Origin of the sequence: Bartonella sp. AC329YNZD, assembly GCF_042196685.1 — a bacterium.
Lineage (GTDB): Bacteria > Pseudomonadota > Alphaproteobacteria > Rhizobiales > Rhizobiaceae > Bartonella.
Genome location: NZ_JBHIQS010000003.1, coordinates 39153 through 59916 on the forward strand (window position 1 = coordinate 39153; position 20764 = coordinate 59916).

At 36.7% G+C, this 20764-nt stretch carries 16 protein-coding genes; 9 read left to right on the forward strand and 7 right to left on the reverse strand.

The window, feature by feature from the left end:
- Nucleotides 1-861: 861 nt before the first annotated feature.
- From ugpB to ACFIMW_RS02520, 4 genes are all read left to right on the forward strand, one after another.
- Entirely contained in the window at nucleotides 862-2196 is a 1335-nt protein-coding gene (ugpB, locus tag ACFIMW_RS02505) for a sn-glycerol-3-phosphate ABC transporter substrate-binding protein UgpB (RefSeq protein WP_375606760.1), read from the forward strand.
- Between the two features lie 95 nt (nucleotides 2197-2291).
- Nucleotides 2292-3176 carry a sn-glycerol-3-phosphate ABC transporter permease UgpA gene (gene ugpA, locus ACFIMW_RS02510; protein WP_375606761.1) on the forward strand — a complete coding sequence of 295 codons (885 nt, stop codon included), beginning with the start codon at nucleotides 2292-2294 and terminating at the stop codon, nucleotides 3174-3176.
- Nucleotides 3177-3186: 10 nt separating this feature from the next.
- On the forward strand, nucleotides 3187-4038 hold the full coding sequence (ugpE, locus tag ACFIMW_RS02515; RefSeq protein WP_375606762.1) for a sn-glycerol-3-phosphate ABC transporter permease UgpE: 852 nt from the start codon (nucleotides 3187-3189) through the stop codon (nucleotides 4036-4038).
- Nucleotides 4039-4040: 2 nt separating this feature from the next.
- Nucleotides 4041-5087 (forward strand): sn-glycerol-3-phosphate import ATP-binding protein UgpC, encoded by a 1047-nt coding sequence (locus tag ACFIMW_RS02520; RefSeq protein ID WP_375606763.1) that lies wholly within the window; start codon nucleotides 4041-4043, stop codon nucleotides 5085-5087.
- A 1884-nt stretch (nucleotides 5088-6971) separates the two neighbouring features.
- On the opposite strand, the gene ACFIMW_RS02525 is transcribed toward ACFIMW_RS02520, so the two are convergent.
- The 3 genes from ACFIMW_RS02525 to ACFIMW_RS02535 are packed head-to-tail and all read right to left on the reverse strand — an operon-like array spanning nucleotide 6972 to nucleotide 9525.
- Nucleotides 6972-7886: a metal ABC transporter solute-binding protein, Zn/Mn family gene (locus ACFIMW_RS02525; protein ID WP_375606764.1), complete on the reverse strand. Its 915-nt coding sequence runs from the start codon at nucleotides 7884-7886 to the stop codon at nucleotides 6972-6974.
- A gap of 10 nt (nucleotides 7887-7896) precedes the next feature.
- A complete protein-coding gene (locus ACFIMW_RS02530) occupies nucleotides 7897-8766 on the reverse strand; it encodes a metal ABC transporter permease (protein ID WP_375606765.1) in 870 nt (289 codons plus the stop codon).
- 3 nt (nucleotides 8767-8769) lie between these two features.
- Nucleotides 8770-9525 (reverse strand): ABC transporter ATP-binding protein, encoded by a 756-nt coding sequence (locus ACFIMW_RS02535; RefSeq protein WP_375606766.1) that lies wholly within the window; start codon nucleotides 9523-9525, stop codon nucleotides 8770-8772.
- Between the two features lie 680 nt (nucleotides 9526-10205).
- On the opposite strand from ACFIMW_RS02535, the gene nrdH reads away from it, so the two are divergent.
- Genes nrdH through nrdF form a run of 4 tightly spaced genes read left to right on the forward strand, consistent with a single transcriptional unit; the run spans nucleotide 10206 to nucleotide 13946 of the window.
- A complete protein-coding gene (gene nrdH / locus ACFIMW_RS02540; RefSeq protein WP_005774163.1) occupies nucleotides 10206-10430 on the forward strand; it encodes a glutaredoxin-like protein NrdH in 225 nt (74 codons plus the stop codon).
- Nucleotides 10430-10828: a class Ib ribonucleoside-diphosphate reductase assembly flavoprotein NrdI gene (nrdI, locus tag ACFIMW_RS02545; RefSeq protein WP_375606767.1), complete on the forward strand. Its 399-nt coding sequence runs from the start codon at nucleotides 10430-10432 to the stop codon at nucleotides 10826-10828. The genes nrdH and nrdI overlap by 1 nt, the downstream gene beginning before the upstream one ends.
- Nucleotides 10810-12960, forward strand: coding sequence for a class 1b ribonucleoside-diphosphate reductase subunit alpha (nrdE, locus tag ACFIMW_RS02550; RefSeq protein WP_375606768.1), 2151 nt, complete (start codon nucleotides 10810-10812; stop codon nucleotides 12958-12960). The genes nrdI and nrdE overlap by 19 nt, the downstream gene beginning before the upstream one ends.
- Nucleotides 12961-12971: 11 nt before the next feature.
- The gene (gene nrdF, locus ACFIMW_RS02555) at nucleotides 12972-13946 is read left to right on the forward strand and encodes a class 1b ribonucleoside-diphosphate reductase subunit beta (protein WP_273722534.1); all 975 of its coding nucleotides are present in this window, start codon (nucleotides 12972-12974) and stop codon (nucleotides 13944-13946) included.
- On the opposite strand, the gene prmC is transcribed toward nrdF, so the two are convergent.
- The 4 genes from prmC to secA all read right to left on the reverse strand — a co-directional run bounded on the left by prmC (nucleotide 13943) and on the right by secA (nucleotide 19252).
- Nucleotides 13943-14809: a peptide chain release factor N(5)-glutamine methyltransferase gene (gene prmC / locus ACFIMW_RS02560; protein WP_375606769.1), complete on the reverse strand. Its 867-nt coding sequence runs from the start codon at nucleotides 14807-14809 to the stop codon at nucleotides 13943-13945. The genes nrdF and prmC overlap by 4 nt on opposite strands.
- A complete protein-coding gene (gene prfA / locus ACFIMW_RS02565) occupies nucleotides 14806-15882 on the reverse strand; it encodes a peptide chain release factor 1 (RefSeq protein ID WP_375606770.1) in 1077 nt (358 codons plus the stop codon). The genes prmC and prfA overlap by 4 nt, the downstream gene beginning before the upstream one ends.
- Nucleotides 15883-16104: 222 nt before the next feature.
- The gene (locus ACFIMW_RS02570; protein ID WP_375606771.1) at nucleotides 16105-16524 is read right to left on the reverse strand and encodes a Fur family transcriptional regulator; all 420 of its coding nucleotides are present in this window, start codon (nucleotides 16522-16524) and stop codon (nucleotides 16105-16107) included.
- Between the two features lie 10 nt (nucleotides 16525-16534).
- Nucleotides 16535-19252, reverse strand: coding sequence for a preprotein translocase subunit SecA (secA, locus tag ACFIMW_RS02575; protein ID WP_375608104.1), 2718 nt, complete (start codon nucleotides 19250-19252; stop codon nucleotides 16535-16537).
- Between the two features lie 434 nt (nucleotides 19253-19686).
- On the opposite strand from secA, the gene ACFIMW_RS02580 reads away from it, so the two are divergent.
- Nucleotides 19687-20640, forward strand: coding sequence for a peptidylprolyl isomerase (locus tag ACFIMW_RS02580; protein ID WP_375606773.1), 954 nt, complete (start codon nucleotides 19687-19689; stop codon nucleotides 20638-20640).
- Nucleotides 20641-20764: the final 124 nt, after the last annotated feature.

Consider the following 20764-nt stretch of genomic DNA (forward strand, 5'->3'; position numbering starts at 1 on the left):
TAATTAATAGTTTTTCATGTTGAATGAGAATTCTTAACATATAAGGTTTTTTCATTTCAAATCTTTTTACAATGGATCAATCAAAATCATTCACTTGCACATTACAAGTAGGCTTGGTGTGTGGATAAATATCTCGTGAGAAAAGAATAAAAATTTTCATTTAAACATTCTCAAATGCAAGACTTGTTGAAGCATGAGGGTTCATAGAGTGGTGCTGTTTTTCACTTTTTGAAGCATAAGAATGATGGCGTGCAAAAAGTTTTATACACTTTAGTGGAGGGACTTTAATATTCCATTTTATAGAAGCTATCATGAGATATAGATGTATTGAAAGATTTTTTAACAGCATGAAAATTTTGTAAGACAAAGCCGTTTTGTTTTGCATGAAGGGCATGACCCCATTATCAGGGAAGGAGGCCATTAAATACTTTAAAATAATTTTCTTCATTTTAAGAAAAAGTCTATTTATCTCTTTGTTCAATGTAGTATCAACACCGTTTTAAGGCATAAATCGAAAGTTATAAGACAAATAACAAAATAATAAACAACTCTTTTTTTAAAAAGTAAGTTCAAATATTACAATAGTCATTGAATAACATTTACGATATATATCTTTTTACCTATTTCCTTGTTTATTTAAACCTTCTCATTTTTTAAATATTTACAATCGAATGACTCATGAATACATAAGAAAGCTTATAAAAGAAAACGAATAAATCTAAACAAATTCATTTGACCTTTTGGTGGTTCCTGTTTAAATGAGCCAGCATATTTTTATAATAAAATCGGCATGGCATGTTCATGTGTGATACTATAAATTTAGGGGTAGTTTGTATTCCATCACTTCAGAAAGGGTGAATCATGAGTCGTTTTTATCTTTCCATAGTAGCTACGGTTGCTATCATAATAACAACAGCGGGAATAACAGAAGGTTTCGCGCAGACAAAAATTAGCTTTTGGCATTCTATGAGTGGTGAACTAGGAAAGGAAACTGAAAGTCTCATTAACGATTTTAATGCGAGTCAATCTGAATATAAAGTTATTCCTTCATATCGCGGTGAGTATGAAGAGGGTTTGATTTCACTCATTGCAGCATTTCGTGGAAAGAAACAGCCGGTGCTCGCTCAAATTTATGACGTTGGTACTGGAACTATGATGGCAGCAAAAGGCGCAATCTATCCATTTTATCAACTTATGGCTGATACAAAACAAGAGTTCGATCCTACAGATTATTTTCCTGCTATTAGTGGCTATTACTCCGATGAACAGGGGCGTATGGTTTCTATGCCATTCAATATTTCAACACCAATCCTTTATTATAACAAAGATATCTTTAAAAAAGCAGGGCTTGATCCAGAACAGCCTCCTAAAACGTGGCAAGATATAGAAGATTTTTCCAAAAAAATTCTTGAAACTAAAGCGGCAACGTGTGGTTTTACAATGACTTATGCAGCTCAATGGATTGGTATAGAAAACTTTTCAGCGTTGCATAATGTTCCTTTTGGAACGAAGGAAAATGGCTTTAAAGGATTTGATTCAGAACTTACATTTAATGGACCTTTACAAGTGCGTATGTGGGCTGACTTGAAAAAGTGGTCTGATCAAGGTATTTTCCGCTATGGTGGTCCTGCTGGCGCATTAGATTCAACACCAATGTTTATGGCACAAAATTGTGCAATTTTAATGCAATCTTCAGGATCATATGCTGGAATTGTTTCTGAAGCTCAGTTTAATGTGGGGGTTGGTATGCTACCATACTATAAGGATGCAGAAGGAGCGCCGCAAAATTCAGTTATTGGGGGAGCTTCTATTTGGGCGTTTAAGGGACATACTCCAAAGGAATATGCAGGGGCAGCCGCTTTTCTTAAATTTCTTTCAAAAACAGAAAATCAAGCAAGGTGGCATCAAGAAACAGGTTATCTTCCAACCACAAAAGCGACTTATGAATTAAGCAAAAAACAACATTTCTATGAAAAAACGCCAGGTGCTGATATAGCTATTAAACAGATCAATCTTAATCCTCCAACAGTTAATTCGAAAGGTATAAGATTTGGTAATTTACCACAAATCCGTACTATTCTTGATCAAGAGTTGGAAGCTGTTCTTCGTGGTTCAAAAACACCGAAAGATGGTTTAGATGAAACCGTTAAACGTGGAAATAAACTCTTGCGTGAATTTGAAAAATCCAATCATTAATTTCGTTTTATTGTTAAACATTAAAGACTCAACAAAAATCGTTGAGTCCTTTTTGTTTATCTTTTTAAAGTCTCTACATTTAAAGAGCCCTACGAATGCAAGAAAAGCATGCATATTTTAAAAATAGTCTCCTTTCTTACGGGTTGCTTTTTCCTCAGCTCCTTGTGACTTTTTTGTTTTTCTTTTGGCCTGCTGCTCAGGCAATAAAATCATCCTTTGAACGCGAAGATCCTTTTGGCTTTACAACAACTTTTATTGGTCTTGAAAATTATATAACCGTTCTTTCTGATCCTACTTATCGGCAATCGCTTCTTACAACCGCAGTATTTTCCATCTCAGTTACTGTCGCTTCAATGACAATATCACTTCTCTTAGCTGTCTGTGTTGATCGTGTCATCCGTGCAAAAAAGGCTTATACAATGCTTTTGCTCTGGCCCTATGCTGTTGCTCCAGTATTGGCCGGTATATTATGGTTGTTTATCTTTCATCCCACTATTGGGATTATCCCTTTTCTTCTCGAAAAAATAGGGGTTTTATGGAATTATCGTATTAATGGCACTCAAGCGATGCTTCTTATTGTCATTGCGGCTAGCTGGAAACAGATTTCTTACAATTTTCTCTTTTTTCTTACAGGTCTTCAGTCTGTTCCGCGTTCTCAAATAGAAGCAGCCGCCATTGATGGTGCTGGTCCCTTTAAACGATTTTGGACTGTGATCTTCCCACAAATTTCACCAACGACGTTTTTCCTTCTTATTGTCAATGTCAATTATGTTATGTTTGATACTTTTGGTATTATTGATAATACAACTTCTGGAGGTCCTGCGCGTGCAACGAGCATCCTCGTCTATAAAGTATATGATGATGGCTTTAGAAATCAAATAATCGGTGCATCGGCAGCACAATCAACACTATTGATGTTGATGGTTATTGTCTTAACGTTTATCCAGTTTCGCTGGATTGAGCGCCGTGTACAATATTAGGAAACAAATTATGGTTGAAAATCGCCCTGTTTTGAAAGTTATAACCCATATAACGCTCATTGTTGGTATTATCATTATTTGCTTTCCAGTTTATGTTGCTATCATTGCATCAACTCATAGTTCAGCAGCATTTACCTCAGGAACACTTCCTCTTTTGCCTGGGAAATATGCTCTGGAAAATTATAAAACAATCTTTGGTGATGGCCTTGCACAGCTGGGTTTGCCCAACCTCTGGCCACTTTTAATGAATTCATTCATTATGGCTCTTGGGATTAGTATTGGAAAAATTATTATTTCACTTTTGTCTGCTTATGCAATTATTTACATGCGCTTTCCCTTCCGAAAAACTGCTTTTGTTCTTATTTTTGTTACATTGATGCTCCCTGTCGAAGTTCGTATTCTTCCAACCTATGAGATTGTTGCAAAATTGGGGATGGTTAATACCTATAGTGGAATGATTATTCCACTTATTGCATCTGCAACCGCTACATTTTTATTTCGCCAGTTTTTTTTGACTGTTCCAGATGAACTCTTAGAGGCGGCACGTGTTGATGGTGCAGGTCCAGTTAAATTTTTTAAGGATATTCTTCTTCCTCTTAGTAAAAGTAATATCGCTGCTTTATTTATCATTATGTTCATTTATGGATGGATACAATATCTCTGGCCTCTTATCATCACAACGGATCAAAATCATCAAACGATCCTTATTATTTTAAAACAGCTTATTGTCGAATCACTTCAACATGATCCTCAATGGAATATACTCATGGCAGTATCGGTTGTTGCCATGGTTCCCCCTGTTCTTGTTGTTATCTTCATGCAGCGGCTTTTTATCAAAGGCCTTATTGAAACGGAGAAGTAATTGTGGCCATAATCCAGTTATCAAATATAAAAAAACAGTATGACAACGGCATTCTGGTCATTGATGATTTAAACTTAACTATTGCCGATAAAGAGCTTCTTGTTCTTGTCGGTCCTTCAGGGTGTGGAAAATCAACCTTATTACGTATTATAGCAGGACTTGAACAAGTCACCTCAGGTGAATTATGCATTGATAACGAACGTATCAATGATCGTGAACCAGCTGATCGTGATATTGCTATGGTTTTTCAAAATTATGCCCTTTATCCCCATATGACAGTTCGTGGAAACTTAGAATATGGTCTTAAAAATCGTAAAACTCCTAAAGAAGAAATTAAAAAACGTATCGCACATGCTGCAAAGCTTTTGGAGATAGAACCATTTCTTGATCGTAAACCACGACAATTATCAGGAGGACAACGTCAGCGTGTTGCAATGGGGCGTGTGATTGTACGTCAACCCCGTGTTTTTCTCTTTGATGAACCTCTTTCAAATCTTGATGCAAAATTACGGGCGCAAATGTGTATTGAAATAAAAACACTACAGCGTTCATTAGGAACAACGAGCCTCTATGTTACCCATGATCAACTAGAAGCTATGACATTAGCTGATAGAATAGTGGTTTTGAATAAAGGAGCTATCGAGCAAATTGGAACACCAATGGAAATTTACGATACTCCAGCAACAACATTTGTTGCTGATTTCATTGGTTCTCCTCCTATGAATTTTCTTGATCGCCATGTCTTAGAACAACATTTAGGGCATTCATTTTCTTATGGCGAAGAAACTGATCTTTTAGCCTTCAGACCTGAGATCATCTTATTGGGCGAACATCCAGACAAAGGGCCTGTCTTTCACACAAAAATTGAGCTTATCAAGCCTATTGGAACAGGTTGCCATGTTTTAACGCGTTGGAATGGTAGCATCTTTACGATTGAAATAAAAGAACGCTTGACACACGACTATGGTCAAAAACTAAGTTTCACAGTTGCTCATCAGAATTTTCATACTTTTAATAAAAACACAGGAAAGCGCACAAATAATAAGTAAGCATTAATTGATGTGATACGACTCTCTTTTATGCTGCGTCATGATAATGGTGTGTTTTGACTTGCTCAATTACATTTACAAACTCAGGTTGTAACCGATGGGATTAAAAACAAAATTTTAACAGTTTTGGTAATGATCCATTGTTCCGTGGCGCTGAGAATGTCAAAACATTTATATGAAGAAATTTGGTCTATAAGAAGAATATAATTTTCAAACATCATTTTCATTATAAAAAAATATCAATATAGAATAAATCTTTATTAACCAATTTTTACTCATTTATAATTTTGTTATAAAAAACAACATATTATCATATGTTTATTGATGTAATAATTTATGTGTATTATAAAAGTAAATGAGAGAAATAGAGAGAAAAAATGAGTCATAGATAAGGGAGGATGCGCCCCATATCTGAGCTTTGATCCCTAACATAAAAAGTCTATTTGATCCATAAAATACGACGCTGTTCTAAATAGTCTCTACGAGAATAGGCGCATTCTATTTTACTGCTGGCCATATGATCTAAAATAGTTTCAGAGCTCCTATAAGAAGCATTTATTTTTTTTACCAATCACATAAATTAGAGAGAAACCTATGCGCGCATGCTGCAAGTTTATTTTTTCTCATGTAAATCACTATGTAATTCTCAGCAAGGGTATCTGATAAGTTGCAAAAAATCACTGAGAGATAGAAGGTGTGCTTATTTTAGAATTTTCATTGCTTTTAGCGATAAAAGCAGATGAAACACATCTGTAACATCTCATCGATCTTTCTATATTCTTGAGTTAAAAATTGCCTATAGATCATCCTAAAACAGATCTTTATGAATATAACATAAGGGATTGGTGCGAACACCTATAAGAATCAGTAGGGACAAAGGCAGTTATATTATTGTTTTGCAAAGCATTTTATAAAAGCTGGTATATTTTTTCAATATATTGCCAGTCTATTAATGGTTTTATGATATTATTTTCTTATAAAGCGCGTGCTTTTTTGTTGCTTATAAATCAACCTAAACTTTATACAGCAGTATGTTTGAGACAAATATGAAGACGGTTCAGTGCTGTATTCAGTTTTGTGTAATTTCTAAAATGAGGAGACAGCTTAATTTAGGCAGAATATGAAAGCATCAAATAAAAAATAGATTTTATCTTTAGCCTCATCTTTTAATTTAGTATTGCGATTTTCAAAAACATCTAAGCCAATGTCTCTTACATAATGGCGATTAAGCATTGCCGAGCACATTTTTTTACGTTCGTTGAATAAAATTGCATCTCTCATACAAAACAGAATACCTAAACAGAAGGCTGTTGGGTTGCCAATTTACGCACTTTTTTAAAAAAATATCTTGCTAGGTTGTTCAAACTATTTTTTCACGCAGTCGTTTATAAATAGTATAACATAAAATCCATTGTGTATTGCCATCTTTATGCGTATAAAAATACAAGCTTGGGCCATCATCATACTCTCTTTCAGTCTCCAACATTGCAACAATTATTGTGTTGAGACTCTTCATAAGAGGCATTTTTTCTTCAAGTGGTTTTTATTCATACACAATTCTACTTGCATGTTATAAATGAAGTTGGATAGATAAAAATACTTTAAGAAAGAGACACAAAATTCTTCTTATGAATCTTTCAAGTGTCGAGAGTTATTGTAAAAGAAGCATTGAAAAATAGAATGCTACTGCTAACAGTTTGGGCACCATGAGGCAATAAATCTACTTACTTTATCTATCTTAGAATCTATAGAGTATAAATTTCTCTGTAAAAGTAACTTTATTTCATATCAATGTTATCAATTATAGCTGTTGGGGCATCATTAGTAACATAACCATAGACTTACGATTTTATGAACTCTTTTTTATCTCTTTTATAGAAGATCTTAATGTTTTGTGATAGCATCAATGATGGTATTCACATTATGTTCCATCATATCGAGATAAGTTGCTGCAGGGCCATTTTTGTTTGACAATGCATCAGAATAAAGTGTTCCACCAATTGTTAAACCTGTTTCTTTTGCAATCTGTTTTATGAGACGAGGATTAGAGATATTTTCAACGAATAGGGCCGTTGCTTTATTTGCTTTAATTTGTTTAATAAGCTTGGCTACATCGGCTGCGGTTGCTTCAGTTTCTGTTGAAGCACTTTGAGGAGCAAGGATAGTAAAACCATATTCCTTGGCAAAATAGCCAAAGGCATCATGAGATGTGATAATGATACGTTTATCTTTAGGAATGGTAGCAATTTTTGTTTTCAGGGTATCTTGTGCTATTTTAAGTTTTTGGATGTAGGTTTCGGCATTTTTTTTGTAGCTGGTGCAGGATTGTGGATCAATTTTACAAAAAGCAGCAGCAATATTCTTCACATAGATTTCAACATTGGGAATTGTTTGCCAAGCGTGTGGGTCAATAACGCTGTGATGATGGGCATTATGTTCTTGTTTTTTCATTTCGAGAGGGGGTATATTATCACTAACTTTGACAAGAAGTGCTTTTGTACCGCTTGCTGTGATAAGGCGGTCAATGAACCCCTCTAAATGAAGTCCGTTGATGAAAATAATTTGAGCATTTCTAAGAGCTTGAGCATCATGAGGGGTAGGTTCATAAGTGTGGGTATTCGCATTGGGACCTACAAAAGTGGTCATAGAGATATGGTTGTCTCCTACATTTTTTATGAGATCTGCAAGAATGGAAAAGCTCGCAACAACTTTGATTTTATTGTGTGCAGAAGCAGAAAATGGAGAAAGGGCAAGCAATAAAGCTCCAAGAAGAACAAATTTTTGAGCAAATTTAGGCACGTTTTTTTCCTTAAAGTGAGGAGGTATAAAAGAGGTGGGGAAACCATGCTACAATAAAGCCACGTGGACTTATCAAACAGGAAACAAGATAAATAAATCCTGCGGTAATGATGATAGCAGGGCCGGAGGGAAGTGAAAGATGAAAAGAAAGCAGGAGACCACCTACGCTAGAAATGATTCCAAAAAGAGTGGAAAGCGCGCAAATAGGGCCTAGCCGTGAAAACCAAAAACGGGCTGTAATGGCTGGAATCATCATAATGCCAACGGAAAGTAATGTTCCTAGTGATTGAAAGCCTCCAACTAGATTCAGCACCACAAGTCCAAGCAATGAAATATGAATATATTTACTCAATGGAGAGAGTGATTTAAAAAAGAGGGGGTCAAAGCTTTCTAAAACGAGTGCACGCCAAAAAATACAAAGGCTGCATAGTGTAATCAGCATTATAGTAGTGATTAACCAAAGGGCTTGTGCATCAAGTGCAAGAACCGATCCGAATAAGAGATGAAGCAGCTCAATAGTTGAGTCTTTCAGTGAGATAATAATAACACCTGCCGCGAGTGCAATAAGATAAAAGACGGTCATGGATGCATCTTCTTTCTGAAAGCTGTTTCGTGAAATCAAAATGGTTGCTAAAGCAACAATAATGCCAGCAAAAATACCACCAAGTGTCATAGATATAAGGGAGAAGCCACAAATGAGAAAAGCAGTTGCAACACCAGGAAGAATGGCATGAGAGATAGCATCTCCTGTCAAACTCATTCCACGGAGCATCAAAAACACACCAACAGGACAAGCACTAATAGAGAGAAGAATAGAGCCGATAAGAGCGTTTTGCATAAATTGGAAATCAACAAAGGGGGCAAGAAAAAATGCATACACGTCTTATAACCTAAGAAAGAGAGGATCATTAATGAGAAGATTTTGTTTTTGTTGTGCGCTAATAGGGAAAGAATTGGATGTGAGAGGTGGCATAACGTGATGAAGGGTGTTGTTTAAAAACTGTGTTGTTTCTCCATAAAAGGCGTTTTGTTGATCAATTTGAATCATTTGGGGAAAAAATTCTTGCACGATGAGAGGGTTATGGAGTGCTGTGAGAATTGTGCGTCCTTGCTGTTGCCAGTATGTGATCAGTGCAAGAAGGTCTTTTTGGGTATTATGATCTACACCATTGAAAGGTTCATCAAGCAAAATAATATTGGCATCTTGTACAATGATACGTGCAAAAAGAGCGCGTTGTAATTGCCCACCTGATAATGTTTCAAGCGAACGGGTGGCAAGTGCTGAGAGTCCAACCATTTCAAGCGCATTCTGAATCTTAGAATCATAAGGGCGTTGGTTTTTCCATAGTCCACAAAAGGACCATAACCCTGTTTTGATAAGCGTTTTCACATCAATTGGAAATGTTTGATCTACATGACATTGCTGAGCAAGATAAGCAATGCGGCTTTTTTTTGGTTTTGTAATTTTTCCTTTAAGAGGTTTAATCAATCCGGCGATGGCTTTTAGCAGTGTCGATTTTCCAGCGCCATTATCACCTGTTATTGCAACCAATGAACCAGCTTTTAACTTTGCTGAAAAGTTCTTTATTGCTATTCTATTCCTATAGCCTAATGTTGTCTTATTGAAGTGCAGATCCATATTTTTTACCATTGTTGCTTATTATTTTGGAAACTATGTAATAATATAACGTTTGTCAACAAAATGTTATATTATTACATAGTTTTGAGTACTGAAAATTTTAGTGGGAAGATCGTGGAAAATTAAAAATAATAATTGAATTCACCTTGACGAAAGAGAGAGAGTATATACTATATATAGTATCAAAATGATTGGTGATTCTAAATAAGCACAAGAGAGGGTGTTAGTGTGTTTCGTTTGGTATCTAAGTTATTTCCATTATTGTAAAGAGTTTATTGGCCAAAGGTATAGCAGTATTTTTACTGAAGAATCTCTTTTGGAAGGATTCCCTTTCGTTTTTGTAATTGATTTTTGCCGTAAAAGAGTAAACAGAGCTCTTGAAAAACGGTAGTTTAGAACGTTAGTTTTTTAGACAGCAGGAGGGAATTGTAATGCAAGCAAAAGATTGTTTTATAACTAGGGGGCTTTGCCATTTAAGTTGTAGAATAATCGCTTATTCTCATCATAGTTTTTGAAGTTATTTGATGAGGAATTCTGTTATGTTTAAGAAGCTGTGTATTATTTGAAAATAACCACATGTTTTGCTTACAATTTCTGTTTTTTGTTATTCTTGAGTACCTATAAAATTATTAGATTGACCTTTCAGGGTTGATTGTTTGGAATTGTGAAAGTTGAAGAAAATGTCGATCACTATTTATAGTAAACCATCTTGTGTCCAATGTGATGCTACACGCCGCGCTTTTGATGCAAAAGGCATTCATTATCGTGTTGTTGATATTTCCTGTGATGAACAAGCATATAGTTTTGTTCAATCTCTGGGGTATCGTCAGGTTCCTGTCGTTGTTTGTGGTGAAAATCATTGGTCTGGTTTTAGACCAGATATGATTAGTGGTCTTTGTGCTTAATGGGGCTTATTGTTTATTATTCGAGTGCAACGGGTAATACAGAACATTTTGTCTCGCAGCTTGGTCAACGACTCTTCAAAATTGATAAAAAAAAGCCTTCTGCATTGGTTGGTGAACCTTATGTATTGGTTGTTCCTACATATGCAGATGGCGAAGGAAGAGGGGCCGTGCCAAAGGCCGTTGTCCAGTTTCTTAATGAATCTGAGAACCGAAAATTAATTTGTGGTGTTATTGGCGGTGGGAATCGTAATTTTGGTCGCTATTATAATTTAGCAAGTAAAATTATTGCTGAAAAATGTTGTGTCCCTTGCCTTTATCGTTTTGAGCTGCGTGGAACTGATGAAGACGTTATTTATGTAAAAAAGGGATTGGAAAGATTTTGGAAACAATTGGTATAGGACAATCGCAGAAATCGGATCAGGTTACTGATTATCATGCGTTGAATGCAATGCTTAATCTTTATGATGAAAATGGTCATATTCAATTTGATATGGATCGGCTTGCTGCGCGGCAATATTTTCTTCAGCATGTTAATCAAAATACAGTTTTTTTTCATAACCTGAAGGAAAAAATAGATTACTTAATAGAAGAAGGTTATTATGAAAAAGCTTTGTTTGAGCTTTATGATTTTTCTTTTATTAAAAAGCTTTTTAAACGTGCTTATGCATTTAAATTTCGTTTTCCTACCTTTTTAGGCGCGTTTAAGTATTATACCAGCTATACACTGAAGACTTTTGATGGGAAACGTTATCTTGAACGTTATGAAGATCGCGTCTGTCTTGTAGCTTTATATTTGGCACAAGGGAATAAAGCTCTTGCGGAAAGTTTTGTGGATGAAATTATTACAGGACGTTTTCAACCAGCAACGCCGACATTTCTAAATGCTGGCAAAAAACAACGTGGTGAATTGGTTTCGTGTTTTTTGCTACGTGTTGAAGATAATATGGAATCGATAGGTCGTTCGGTTAATTCGGCTTTGCAGCTTTCAAAACGTGGTGGAGGTGTGGCGCTTTGTTTGACCAATTTGCGGGAAGCTGGAGCGCCAATTAAGCAAATAGAAAATCAGTCCTCAGGTGTTTTACCGGTGATGAAACTCTTGGAAGATTCTTTTTCTTACGCCAATCAGCTTGGGGCACGACAGGGGGCTGGAGCTGTTTATTTGCATGCTCATCATTTAGATATTATGAAGTTTTTGGATACAAAGCGTGAAAATGCTGATGAAAAAGTTAGAATCAAAACGCTTTCGCTTGGTGTCGTTATTCCTGATATTACTTTTGAGCTTGCACGGAATAATGAGGATATGTATCTCTTCTCATCGTATGACATCGAGCGTGTTACAGGTAAACCCTTTAGCGATATTTCTTTAACGGAGCATTATCGATCCTTTGTTGATAATGCAAAGATTCGTAAAAAGAAAATAAGTGCACGCGTTTTTTTCCAGACACTAGCGGAAATTCAATTCGAGTCGGGTTATCCCTATATTTTATTTGAGGATACTGCTAATCGATCGAATCCGATAGCTGGGCGCATAAGTATGAGCAATTTATGTTCAGAAATTTTGCAGGTGAGTGAGGCGAGTGAACTGGAGACAGATTTAACGTATCGCACGATTGGAAGTGACATATCCTGTAATCTTGGATCCATGAATATTGCCAAAGCAATGGAAAGTCCTGATTTTGGACAGACCGTAGAATCTGCTGTTCGTGCTCTGACTGCTGTTTCGGATATGAGCAATATTGCTTGTGTACCTTCCATTGCGAAAGGCAATGCCGAAAGTCATGCGATTGGTTTGGGACAAATGAATTTGCATGGGTTTCTAGCGCGTGAGCAGATTTATTATGGATCTCCAGAAGCGATTGATTTTACCAATATCTACTTTTATATTGTGACATATCACGCCATACGTGCTTCCAATTTAATTGCGCGCGAACGTCAAGAGATATTTGCAGGGTTTGAAAAATCAGCTTATGCAGATGGGCGTTTTTTCGAAAAATATATTGAAAAAGAATGGAAACCGCAATTTGCGCTTGTACAAGAGCTTTTTGCACGGAACAATATTGTTATTCCAAGTCAAAATGATTGGCAGGAACTCAAAGATTTAGTTGTTGAGTATGGGTTGTATAATCGCAATCTACAGGCTGTTCCACCCACGGGATCTATTTCCTATATTAATCATGCCACTTCTTCTATTCATCCAATTGCTTCAAAAATTGAAATTCGCAAAGAGGGAAAAATTGGGCGCGTTTATTATCCCGCTCCTTATATGGATAATACGAATTTGAATTTTTACCAAGATGCTTATGAGATTGGGCCTGAAAAAATTATAGATACCTATGCTGTTGCAACACAGCATGTTGATCAAGGTCTTTCATTAACATTATTTTTTCCCGATACAGCGACCACACGTGATATTAACCGCGCACAAATTTATGCTTGGAAAAAGGGTATCAAGAGTATTTATTATGTACGATTACGGCAAGTAGCATTAAGTGGAACAGAAGTAGATGGCTGTGTTTCGTGCAGTTTATAGGAGATCATCATATGACAAAGATTACAACCAAAAATCCTGTTGTGTGTGCTGTTAATTGGAATAGATTACATGATGAGAAAGATCTTGAAGTATGGAACCGCTTAACTGGGAATTTTTGGTTACCTGAGAAGGTTCCACTTTCCAATGACATTCCCTCATGGTCAAGCTTAACGGATGAAGAACGTAAATTAACGATTCGTGTTTTTACAGGACTAACGCTTTTAGATACAATTCAAAACACTGTAGGAGCCATTTCGCTTCTGGCTGATGCGATAACAGAGCATGAGGAGGCGGTTTTGACGAATATTGCGTTTATGGAAGCGGTTCATGCACGTTCTTATTCCTCTATTTTTTCAACCCTTTGCTCGACCGTAGAAGTTGATGATGCATTTAGATGGTCGGAAGAAAATATTCATTTGCAGAAAAAGGCTAGATTAGTACTTGAACGTTATGAAGCAAATGATCCACTCAAGAAAAAAATTGCTTCTACTTTACTGGAAAGCTTTTTATTTTATTCTGGTTTTTATTTGCCCATGTATTGGGCCAGTCGCGCTAAGTTAACCAATACAGCAGATCTCATTCGACTGATCATTCGTGATGAAGCGGTTCACGGTTATTATATAGGTTATAAATTCCAATTGGGCTTTGCAAAGCTTGATGAAGCCAAAAGACAAGAAATTAAAGATTTTGCTTTTAACCTGCTCTTTGACCTTTATAACATCGAGTGCAAATATACTGAAGATCTTTATGATGCACTTGGATTGACGGAAGATGTTAAAATTTTTCTTCATTATAATGCTAACAAGGCTTTAATGAATTTAGGTTTTGAAGCTCTTTTCCCCCCTGAGGTTTGTCGTGTTAATCCCGCTATTTTGGCAGCTTTATCACCAAACTCTGACGAAAATCATGACTTTTTTTCAGGGGCAGGTTCTTCTTATGTCATTGGCAAGGCGGTTGCTACCACGGATGATGATTGGGAATTTTAATGTTTGCATGCAAATAGAAGTGCGCGGGGTATTCCACTGAGGTCTTTGCGCATTTCTAAGCATTGAAAGCCATTTGTTTCAAACAAATTGCAAACTTCTTTTTCTTGAGAGTAACCAATTTCAACAGCGATAGTGCCGTTTTCTTTTAAGTAGTTGGCTGCTTCATGGGCGAGCTTACGATAAAAATCAAGACCATCTTTTCCACCGATAAGAGCGCGTAATGGATCATGTAAGCGCACTTCTTTTGCAAGTTTTTTGATATCTTTTGCGGGGATATAAGGTGGATTGGAAACAATGAAATCAAAGCGACCAGTGACAGAATTAAACCAATCGCTAAGAAGAGGTGTGAAGCGATGTATTACTTCAGCATTTTTTGCATTTTTTGTCGCTGTTTTAAGGGCATCTTCAGAAATATCGACAGCGACTGCATAGGATTGTGGAATGTGTTTAAGAATGGCAATGGCAATGGCGCCACTTCCTGTCCCCATATCAAGGAGTGTTATTTTTCTCGAATTTTCGACATATTTTTTGAGGAAAGGGAGAACAAGATCTATCAACGTTTCTGTATCAGGACGGGGTTCTAACGTCTCTTGAGACAAAGCGAAGGATATGCCATAAAATTCTCGTTCTCCTATAATACGGTAGACGGGTTCGCCTGCAATCCGCCGTTGGACAGCCTGTTCTATTTGTGTAATGTGCTCAGAAGATAGAGGTATATCTGGTTGAGAAATTCTTTCAGCAGCATTTATTCCTGTTATCCATTCAATGAGTATTTTCGCATCGAGATTGGCTTCAGAAATTCCTTTCATGCGCAATTTTTCTTGAGTTTGTTGGATGACATTTTTGAAAGAATATTTGTTCAATTATTGTCCATTTCCATCAGGAGTGCTGTTTGGTGATCTGAGATGAGTGCATGAATAAGCTCATCAAGATCTCCTTCCAATATGCGATCAAGCTTATACAGGGTCAGATTAATACGGTGATCCGTGATGCGTCCTTGTGGAAAATTATAGGTACGAATACGTTCTGAACGATCACCAGAACCAACTTGGCTCTTACGGGAAGCTGAACGTTCATTTTCCGCTTTTTGTCGTTCGATATCGAATAAGCGTGCCCGTAAAATTTGAAGGGCTCGTGCTCTGTTTTGATGTTGTGATTTTTCTGCTTGTACGACCATAATTCCTGTTGGAATATGCGTGATACGAACAGCTGAATCCGTTGTATTAACATGCTGTCCTCCTGCTCCAGATGCACGCATTGTGTCGATACGAATATCTTCAGGACGAATATCAATATCAATATCTTCAGCCTCTGGAAGTACAGCAACGGTAGCAGCAGATGTATGGATACGTCCACCTGTCTCTGTTTCAGGGATGCGTTGCACACGATGGACACCTGATTCATATTTCAATTTAGAAAAGACACCTTTTCCTGAAATGCTAGCAATAATCTCTTTATATCCGCCAACTTCCCCCTCACTGAGTGAAATAACTTCTACTTTCCAATGGTGAGCATGGGCATAACGTTCATACATGCGAAAAAGATCACCGGAAAAAAGTGCTGCTTCTGATCCACCCGTTCCTGCTCGAATTTCAATAATAGCGCTTTTTTCATCAGCAACATCTTTAGGCAAAAGCAGAATCTGGAGTTCTTTTTCAAATTGCTCTCCTTTTTTATATAACGATGGTAGCTCTTCCTGGGCAAGGTTACGCATCTCTATATCTGTTTGTTTATCGTTGATAATCGCTTCTAATTCTGTAATCTCTCCGTAAAGAGCATTTAATGCGCGTATAGAGGTAATAACGGGTTGTAGTTCTGCATATTCAGAAGCTAATTTGACATATGTTTCAGCATTTGGATTTGTTGTCATTTGGCTTTCAATTATTTCAAAGCGCTTTTCAAGCTGTTTCATACGATCTTGTGGCAAAGAAACCATGATAATATTGGCCTAATTTTTCATAATACAATTTTTATAATATTTTTTTGCAATGATTTTTTGTGATAATATCGGCAATGAATTACCGTATAGCATCATACAAAAAGAGGTAATAAAGCAATTCTTTTTTTTTGCCAATGAAAACTATTATATTTTAAAGGTAAATTTTTATAAAATTTGATTTGCCTGAGGTATTTTATCTAATGATATATAATCATTTTTTTAAGAGTTTTTTTTTCCGTAAAGTTCAAGGCGATGATGAATAATATCATAGCCAAGGGATTTTGCAATTTCCTCTTGCAGCTTTTCAATAACATCAGAATGAAACTCGATAACTTGTCCTGTTTCTATATCAATAAGATGATCATGATGTTGCCCATCTGCTTGCTCAAAACGAGATGGACCACCACTAAAGCTATGGCGATGAATTGTTCCATTTCCTTCTAATATTTTCATGGTTCGATAAACCGTTGAGAGTGAAATATTCGAATCTATTTTGTTTGCACGCTGAAAAATTTCAAATGCATTGGGATGATCATTTGTATCCGTCAAAATATCAAGAATAACACGTCGTTGACGTGTTACTCTTAAACCAGCTGTGCGCAATTCTTGCTCATAATTTCGCTTTTTATTCATTTGCATAGTTTACTTTTCAAACAAAGGCTCCATGACAGTGTTTGTATTTTTTCTCTGAACCGCAAGGACAACGCTCATTACGTCCAACTTTTCCCCATGTGGTTATATCGTTAGGGTCACGATCTTGTGGATTAACAAATCTATTTTCTTGTGATCGTGCCCATAAGGTGGGAGAATTTTCTTGACTTTGATCATTAAAGACGGATGAAACAGCATCCGTTTGCTCAGGCATGGTTGGTTCTGTGGGTTGTTGAATAATTTCAAAGCGCATAAGTTTAGAAGTGACAATTCTGCGCAAATTTTTCAACATATTTTGAAAGAGTTCAAATGATTCTGTCTTATATTCATTGAGTGGATCCCGTTGCGCATAACCACGAAACCCAACAACAGAACGCAAATGGTCTAAACTTACCAGATGTTCACGCCATAACGTGTCAATAGTTTCGAGCAATACTGCTTTGTGAAAATAAGCCATAACTTCTGGAGAATATCGTTCAGTACGATCATTTTCAAGTTTTGTAACAGCATCTGATACACGCTCTAGAATTTGCTCCTCGGCAATTCCATCTTCTTTTGCCCATTCTTCCACTGGAAGCTCAAGATTAAAGAGTTGTTGAAGCTCTTCTTCGAGAGTTTTTGCATCCCATTTTTCAGAATATGTCCCTGATGGAATATAAGCCTCTACGAGATCCTCTACGACTTCATTACGCATTTCAAGGATCATTTCTGATAAATCATCTGCATTCATGACCTCCATACGCTGTTCAAAAATAACTTTGCGTTGATCATTCATGACATCATCATATTTTAGTAGATTTTTACGAATTTCAAAGTTTCGTGCTTCGACCTTTTTTTGTGCTTTTTCAAGGGCTTTATTAATCCATGGATGGATAATAGCTTCATTTTCTTTCAATCCAAGTTTTTGTAGCATACCATCCATACGGTTGGAGCCAAAGATACGCATAAGATCATCTTGAAGAGAGAGAAAGAATTTTGAGCGACCAGGATCGCCTTGGCGACCAGAACGTCCACGAAGCTGGTTATCAATACGACGGCTTTCATGACGTTCAGTAGCGATAACGTAAAGCCCTCCAGCCGCTAAAGCTTTTTCTTTAAGTTGCTTGACATCTTTTTTTATTTCTTCAATTTTAGCTGTCCGCTCTGGACCTTCGGGGATATCCTGTAACTCTTGTCGAATGCGCATTTCAACATTACCACCAAGTTGTATATCCGTACCGCGTCCTGCCATGTTGGTTGCAATGGTGAGAGCTCTAGGAACTCCTGCTTGCGCAATGATATATGCTTCTTGTTCGTGATAGCGAGCATTTAAGACTCTAAAATCGGTAATGCCTTCTTTTCGCAAACGTTCTGCCAATTGTTCTGATTTTTCAATAGAGGTTGTTCCAACAAGAATAGGCTGTTCTTTTTCGTGTGCTTGACGGATATCACGCACAATTGCCCGATATTTCTCTTCTGCTGTTCGATAAATCTCATCATCTTCATCAATACGTTGTATTGGCAAATTTGTAGGAACTTCGACAACGTCAAGACCATAAATATTTCTGAATTCTTCGGCTTCTGTTGTTGCAGTTCCAGTCATGCCAGATAATTTTCTATACATACGGAAGTAATTTTGGAAAGTGATGGAAGCAAGTGTCTGGTTTTCTGGTTGAATAGCAACATGCTCTTTAGCTTCTAAAGCTTGATGAAGTCCTTCAGAATAACGCCGCCCAGGCATCATTCGCCCTGTAAATTCGTCAATAATAACGATCTCATCATTGCGAACAATATAATCTTTATCGCGAGCAAACAGTTTATGAGCTTTTAGAGCATTATTGACATGATGAACGATAGCGACATTTTCTATGTCATAAAGACTCTCACCTTTAAGATGCCCAGCTTGTTCGAGCATTTTTTCAATTTTTTCAGTACCAACTTCGGTAAAGGTCGTTGTTTTTTGTTTTTCGTCTATTTCATAGTCTTCTGGAGTTAAGGCAGGAATAAATGTATCAATAAGGTTATAGAAGTCAGTCCGATCTTCTAGAGGACCAGAAATAATAAGGGGGGTACGGGCTTCATCAATAAGAATCGAATCAACTTCATCAACAATTGCGTAATGATGTCCACGTTGGACCATTTGACTATGATCGAAGGCCATATTATCACGCAAATAGTCAAAACCTAGTTCATTATTTGTGGCATAGGTGATGTCGCATGCATATGCCTCTCGGCGGGCTTCACTATCAAGATCATGAAGAATCACGCCTGTTGTAAGCCCTAGAAAACTAAAAATTTTCCCCATTGTTTCAGCATCACGACTGGCGAGATAATCGTTTACTGTCACAACATGAACGCCTTTACCTTCCAATGCATTGAGATAAATTGGTAGAGTTGCCATTAATGTTTTACCTTCACCAGTACGCATTTCAGCTATGCCGCAGTCGTGAAGGACCATTCCACCAATAAGTTGTACGTCAAAAGGACGCATGTCATAAACACGTTTTGCTGCTTCACGAACAGTTGCGAAAGCTTCTGGTAAGAGCAAATCAATACTTTCACCTCCACTAAGACGTTTACGAAAGGCATCTGTTTTTTGGTAAAGCTGCTCATCACTTAATTTTACGAATTGTTCTTCCAAAGCATTAATTTGTGCAACTTTTTGGCGGAGTGCTTTGAGGCGTCGCTCATGAGCTGAACCAAAAAATTTACGTGCAAAAACACCTAAACCGACCATCACTGGCCCTTTCTTTTAATTATTGTCACTTTTGTTGGGTAATTCATACGTTTTCCCCATTCTCTACATTTTCTTTAAGTTTTCTGATATCATTAGAGATATAATGAAATGCAGATGGTACCATTATACTTGCAGGTGTGCAATTTTCCATTTTAATTGTAACGTAGAGATAAGAGGCTAAGCGCGCTATGTCAACTTTAGGTATGCTATTTAACTGATACAATACAAAGTAATTGAAGATACAATATGTCATTTTTCTCTATGATCATGTTTTTCATTTGCATTAGATAGGGTTGTAGAAACTGAGATAAAAGAACGATTTTATATTTTTTACAATGAAATTACTAATTTATTTCTCTATATTTAAAGAATAAAGTGTTATGGTAAAGAAAATTGGAATCTTGAACCTGCCTTCACTTTTAAGGAGTATATTTATGAAATTCAACTTTATCACGCTGTTTTTAGCATCAACTTTATTGGCAAGTACAAGTTTAGGGGTGAAAGCCCAAGAAGGTGTGAATTCACCATCGAATGATTTAAAAACTTTGGAGAAAGCTTCTGAAAAAGCAATTTCTCCTTCTCATGTTATGGCAGTTATTGATGGGAAAAATATTACAGCAGGTCAATTGGATGATTTAGCACTTGAAATAAATCCTAATTTAGCACGTTTTCCTGATGAACAACGTCGTATGATGGTTCTAAAAGCTTATTTAGATATGCAGGCACTTGCAAAAGAAGCAAGAAGAAAAGGTCTTGATAAGACAGAAGCTTACGATAAACGTATGGCAGTCATGCGTGATAATGTTCTTCAACAGCTTTATTTTAAACAAACGATTGTTGACAAAATATCGGATACTGATTTGGAAGCTCTTTATAAGCAAGAAGTTGCTGCTCTACCTAAGGAGGATGAGGTTAAAGCGCGTCATATTTTGGTCAAAACGAGAAAAGAAGCAGAAGCTATCATTAAGCATTTAAATAAAGGCGAAAGTTTTGAAGAGATTGCAAAGAAAAGTTCAACAGATGGTTCTGCTGCCGTTGGGGGTGATCTTGGTTATTTTAGCCATGGTCAAATGGTCAAGCCTTTTGAAGATGCCGCATTTGGTTTAAAAGTTGGCGAATACACTAAACAACCTGTTGAAAGTCCTTTTGGTTGGCATATTATTAAATTAGAGGATCGTCGTGTAAAACAACCGCCTGCATTTGATGATGTTAAAGAAATGTTGCGGACACAGCTGATAAAAAAGCGCTATCAAGAACTGATTGTTGATTTACGTAGCAAGATAGATGTGAAATACCCTGATCCTAATGTTACAAAAATCATGGAATCGCTTCATCAAAATGGGACGCTGCTTCCCGATGAGACGTCCGATGAAGAAGATACGGAATAGCTAGGAAAATAAGTAGATAGCCTCTTTAATAGATAATTTGCTAGGTTGGTTTTGTTCAAAAAATCTAGCAGTTTTCTATGAGAGGTTATTGATCTGCAATCATTTCATTTTTTTATAGAAAGCA

Coding starts and splice junctions, on each gene's coding strand:
- ACFIMW_RS02570 (WP_375606771.1), bottom strand. CDS start 16,524: ATGCAAATGAATAAAAAGCGAAATTATGAGCAAGAATTGCGCACAGCT.
- ugpE (WP_375606762.1), top strand. CDS start 3,187: ATGGTTGAAAATCGCCCTGTTTTGAAAGTTATAACCCATATAACGCTC.
- ugpB (WP_375606760.1), top strand. CDS start 862: ATGAGTCGTTTTTATCTTTCCATAGTAGCTACGGTTGCTATCATAATA.
- nrdF (WP_273722534.1), top strand. CDS start 12,972: ATGACAAAGATTACAACCAAAAATCCTGTTGTGTGTGCTGTTAATTGG.
- prfA (WP_375606770.1), bottom strand. CDS start 15,882: ATGGTTTCTTTGCCACAAGATCGTATGAAACAGCTTGAAAAGCGCTTT.
- secA (WP_375608104.1), bottom strand. CDS start 19,252: ATGGTCGGTTTAGGTGTTTTTGCACGTAAATTTTTTGGTTCAGCTCAT.
- ACFIMW_RS02580 (WP_375606773.1), top strand. CDS start 19,687: ATGAAATTCAACTTTATCACGCTGTTTTTAGCATCAACTTTATTGGCA.
- ACFIMW_RS02535 (WP_375606766.1), bottom strand. CDS start 9,525: ATGGATCTGCACTTCAATAAGACAACATTAGGCTATAGGAATAGAATA.
- ugpA (WP_375606761.1), top strand. CDS start 2,292: ATGCAAGAAAAGCATGCATATTTTAAAAATAGTCTCCTTTCTTACGGG.
- nrdI (WP_375606767.1), top strand. CDS start 10,430: ATGGGGCTTATTGTTTATTATTCGAGTGCAACGGGTAATACAGAACAT.
- nrdH (WP_005774163.1), top strand. CDS start 10,206: ATGTCGATCACTATTTATAGTAAACCATCTTGTGTCCAATGTGATGCT.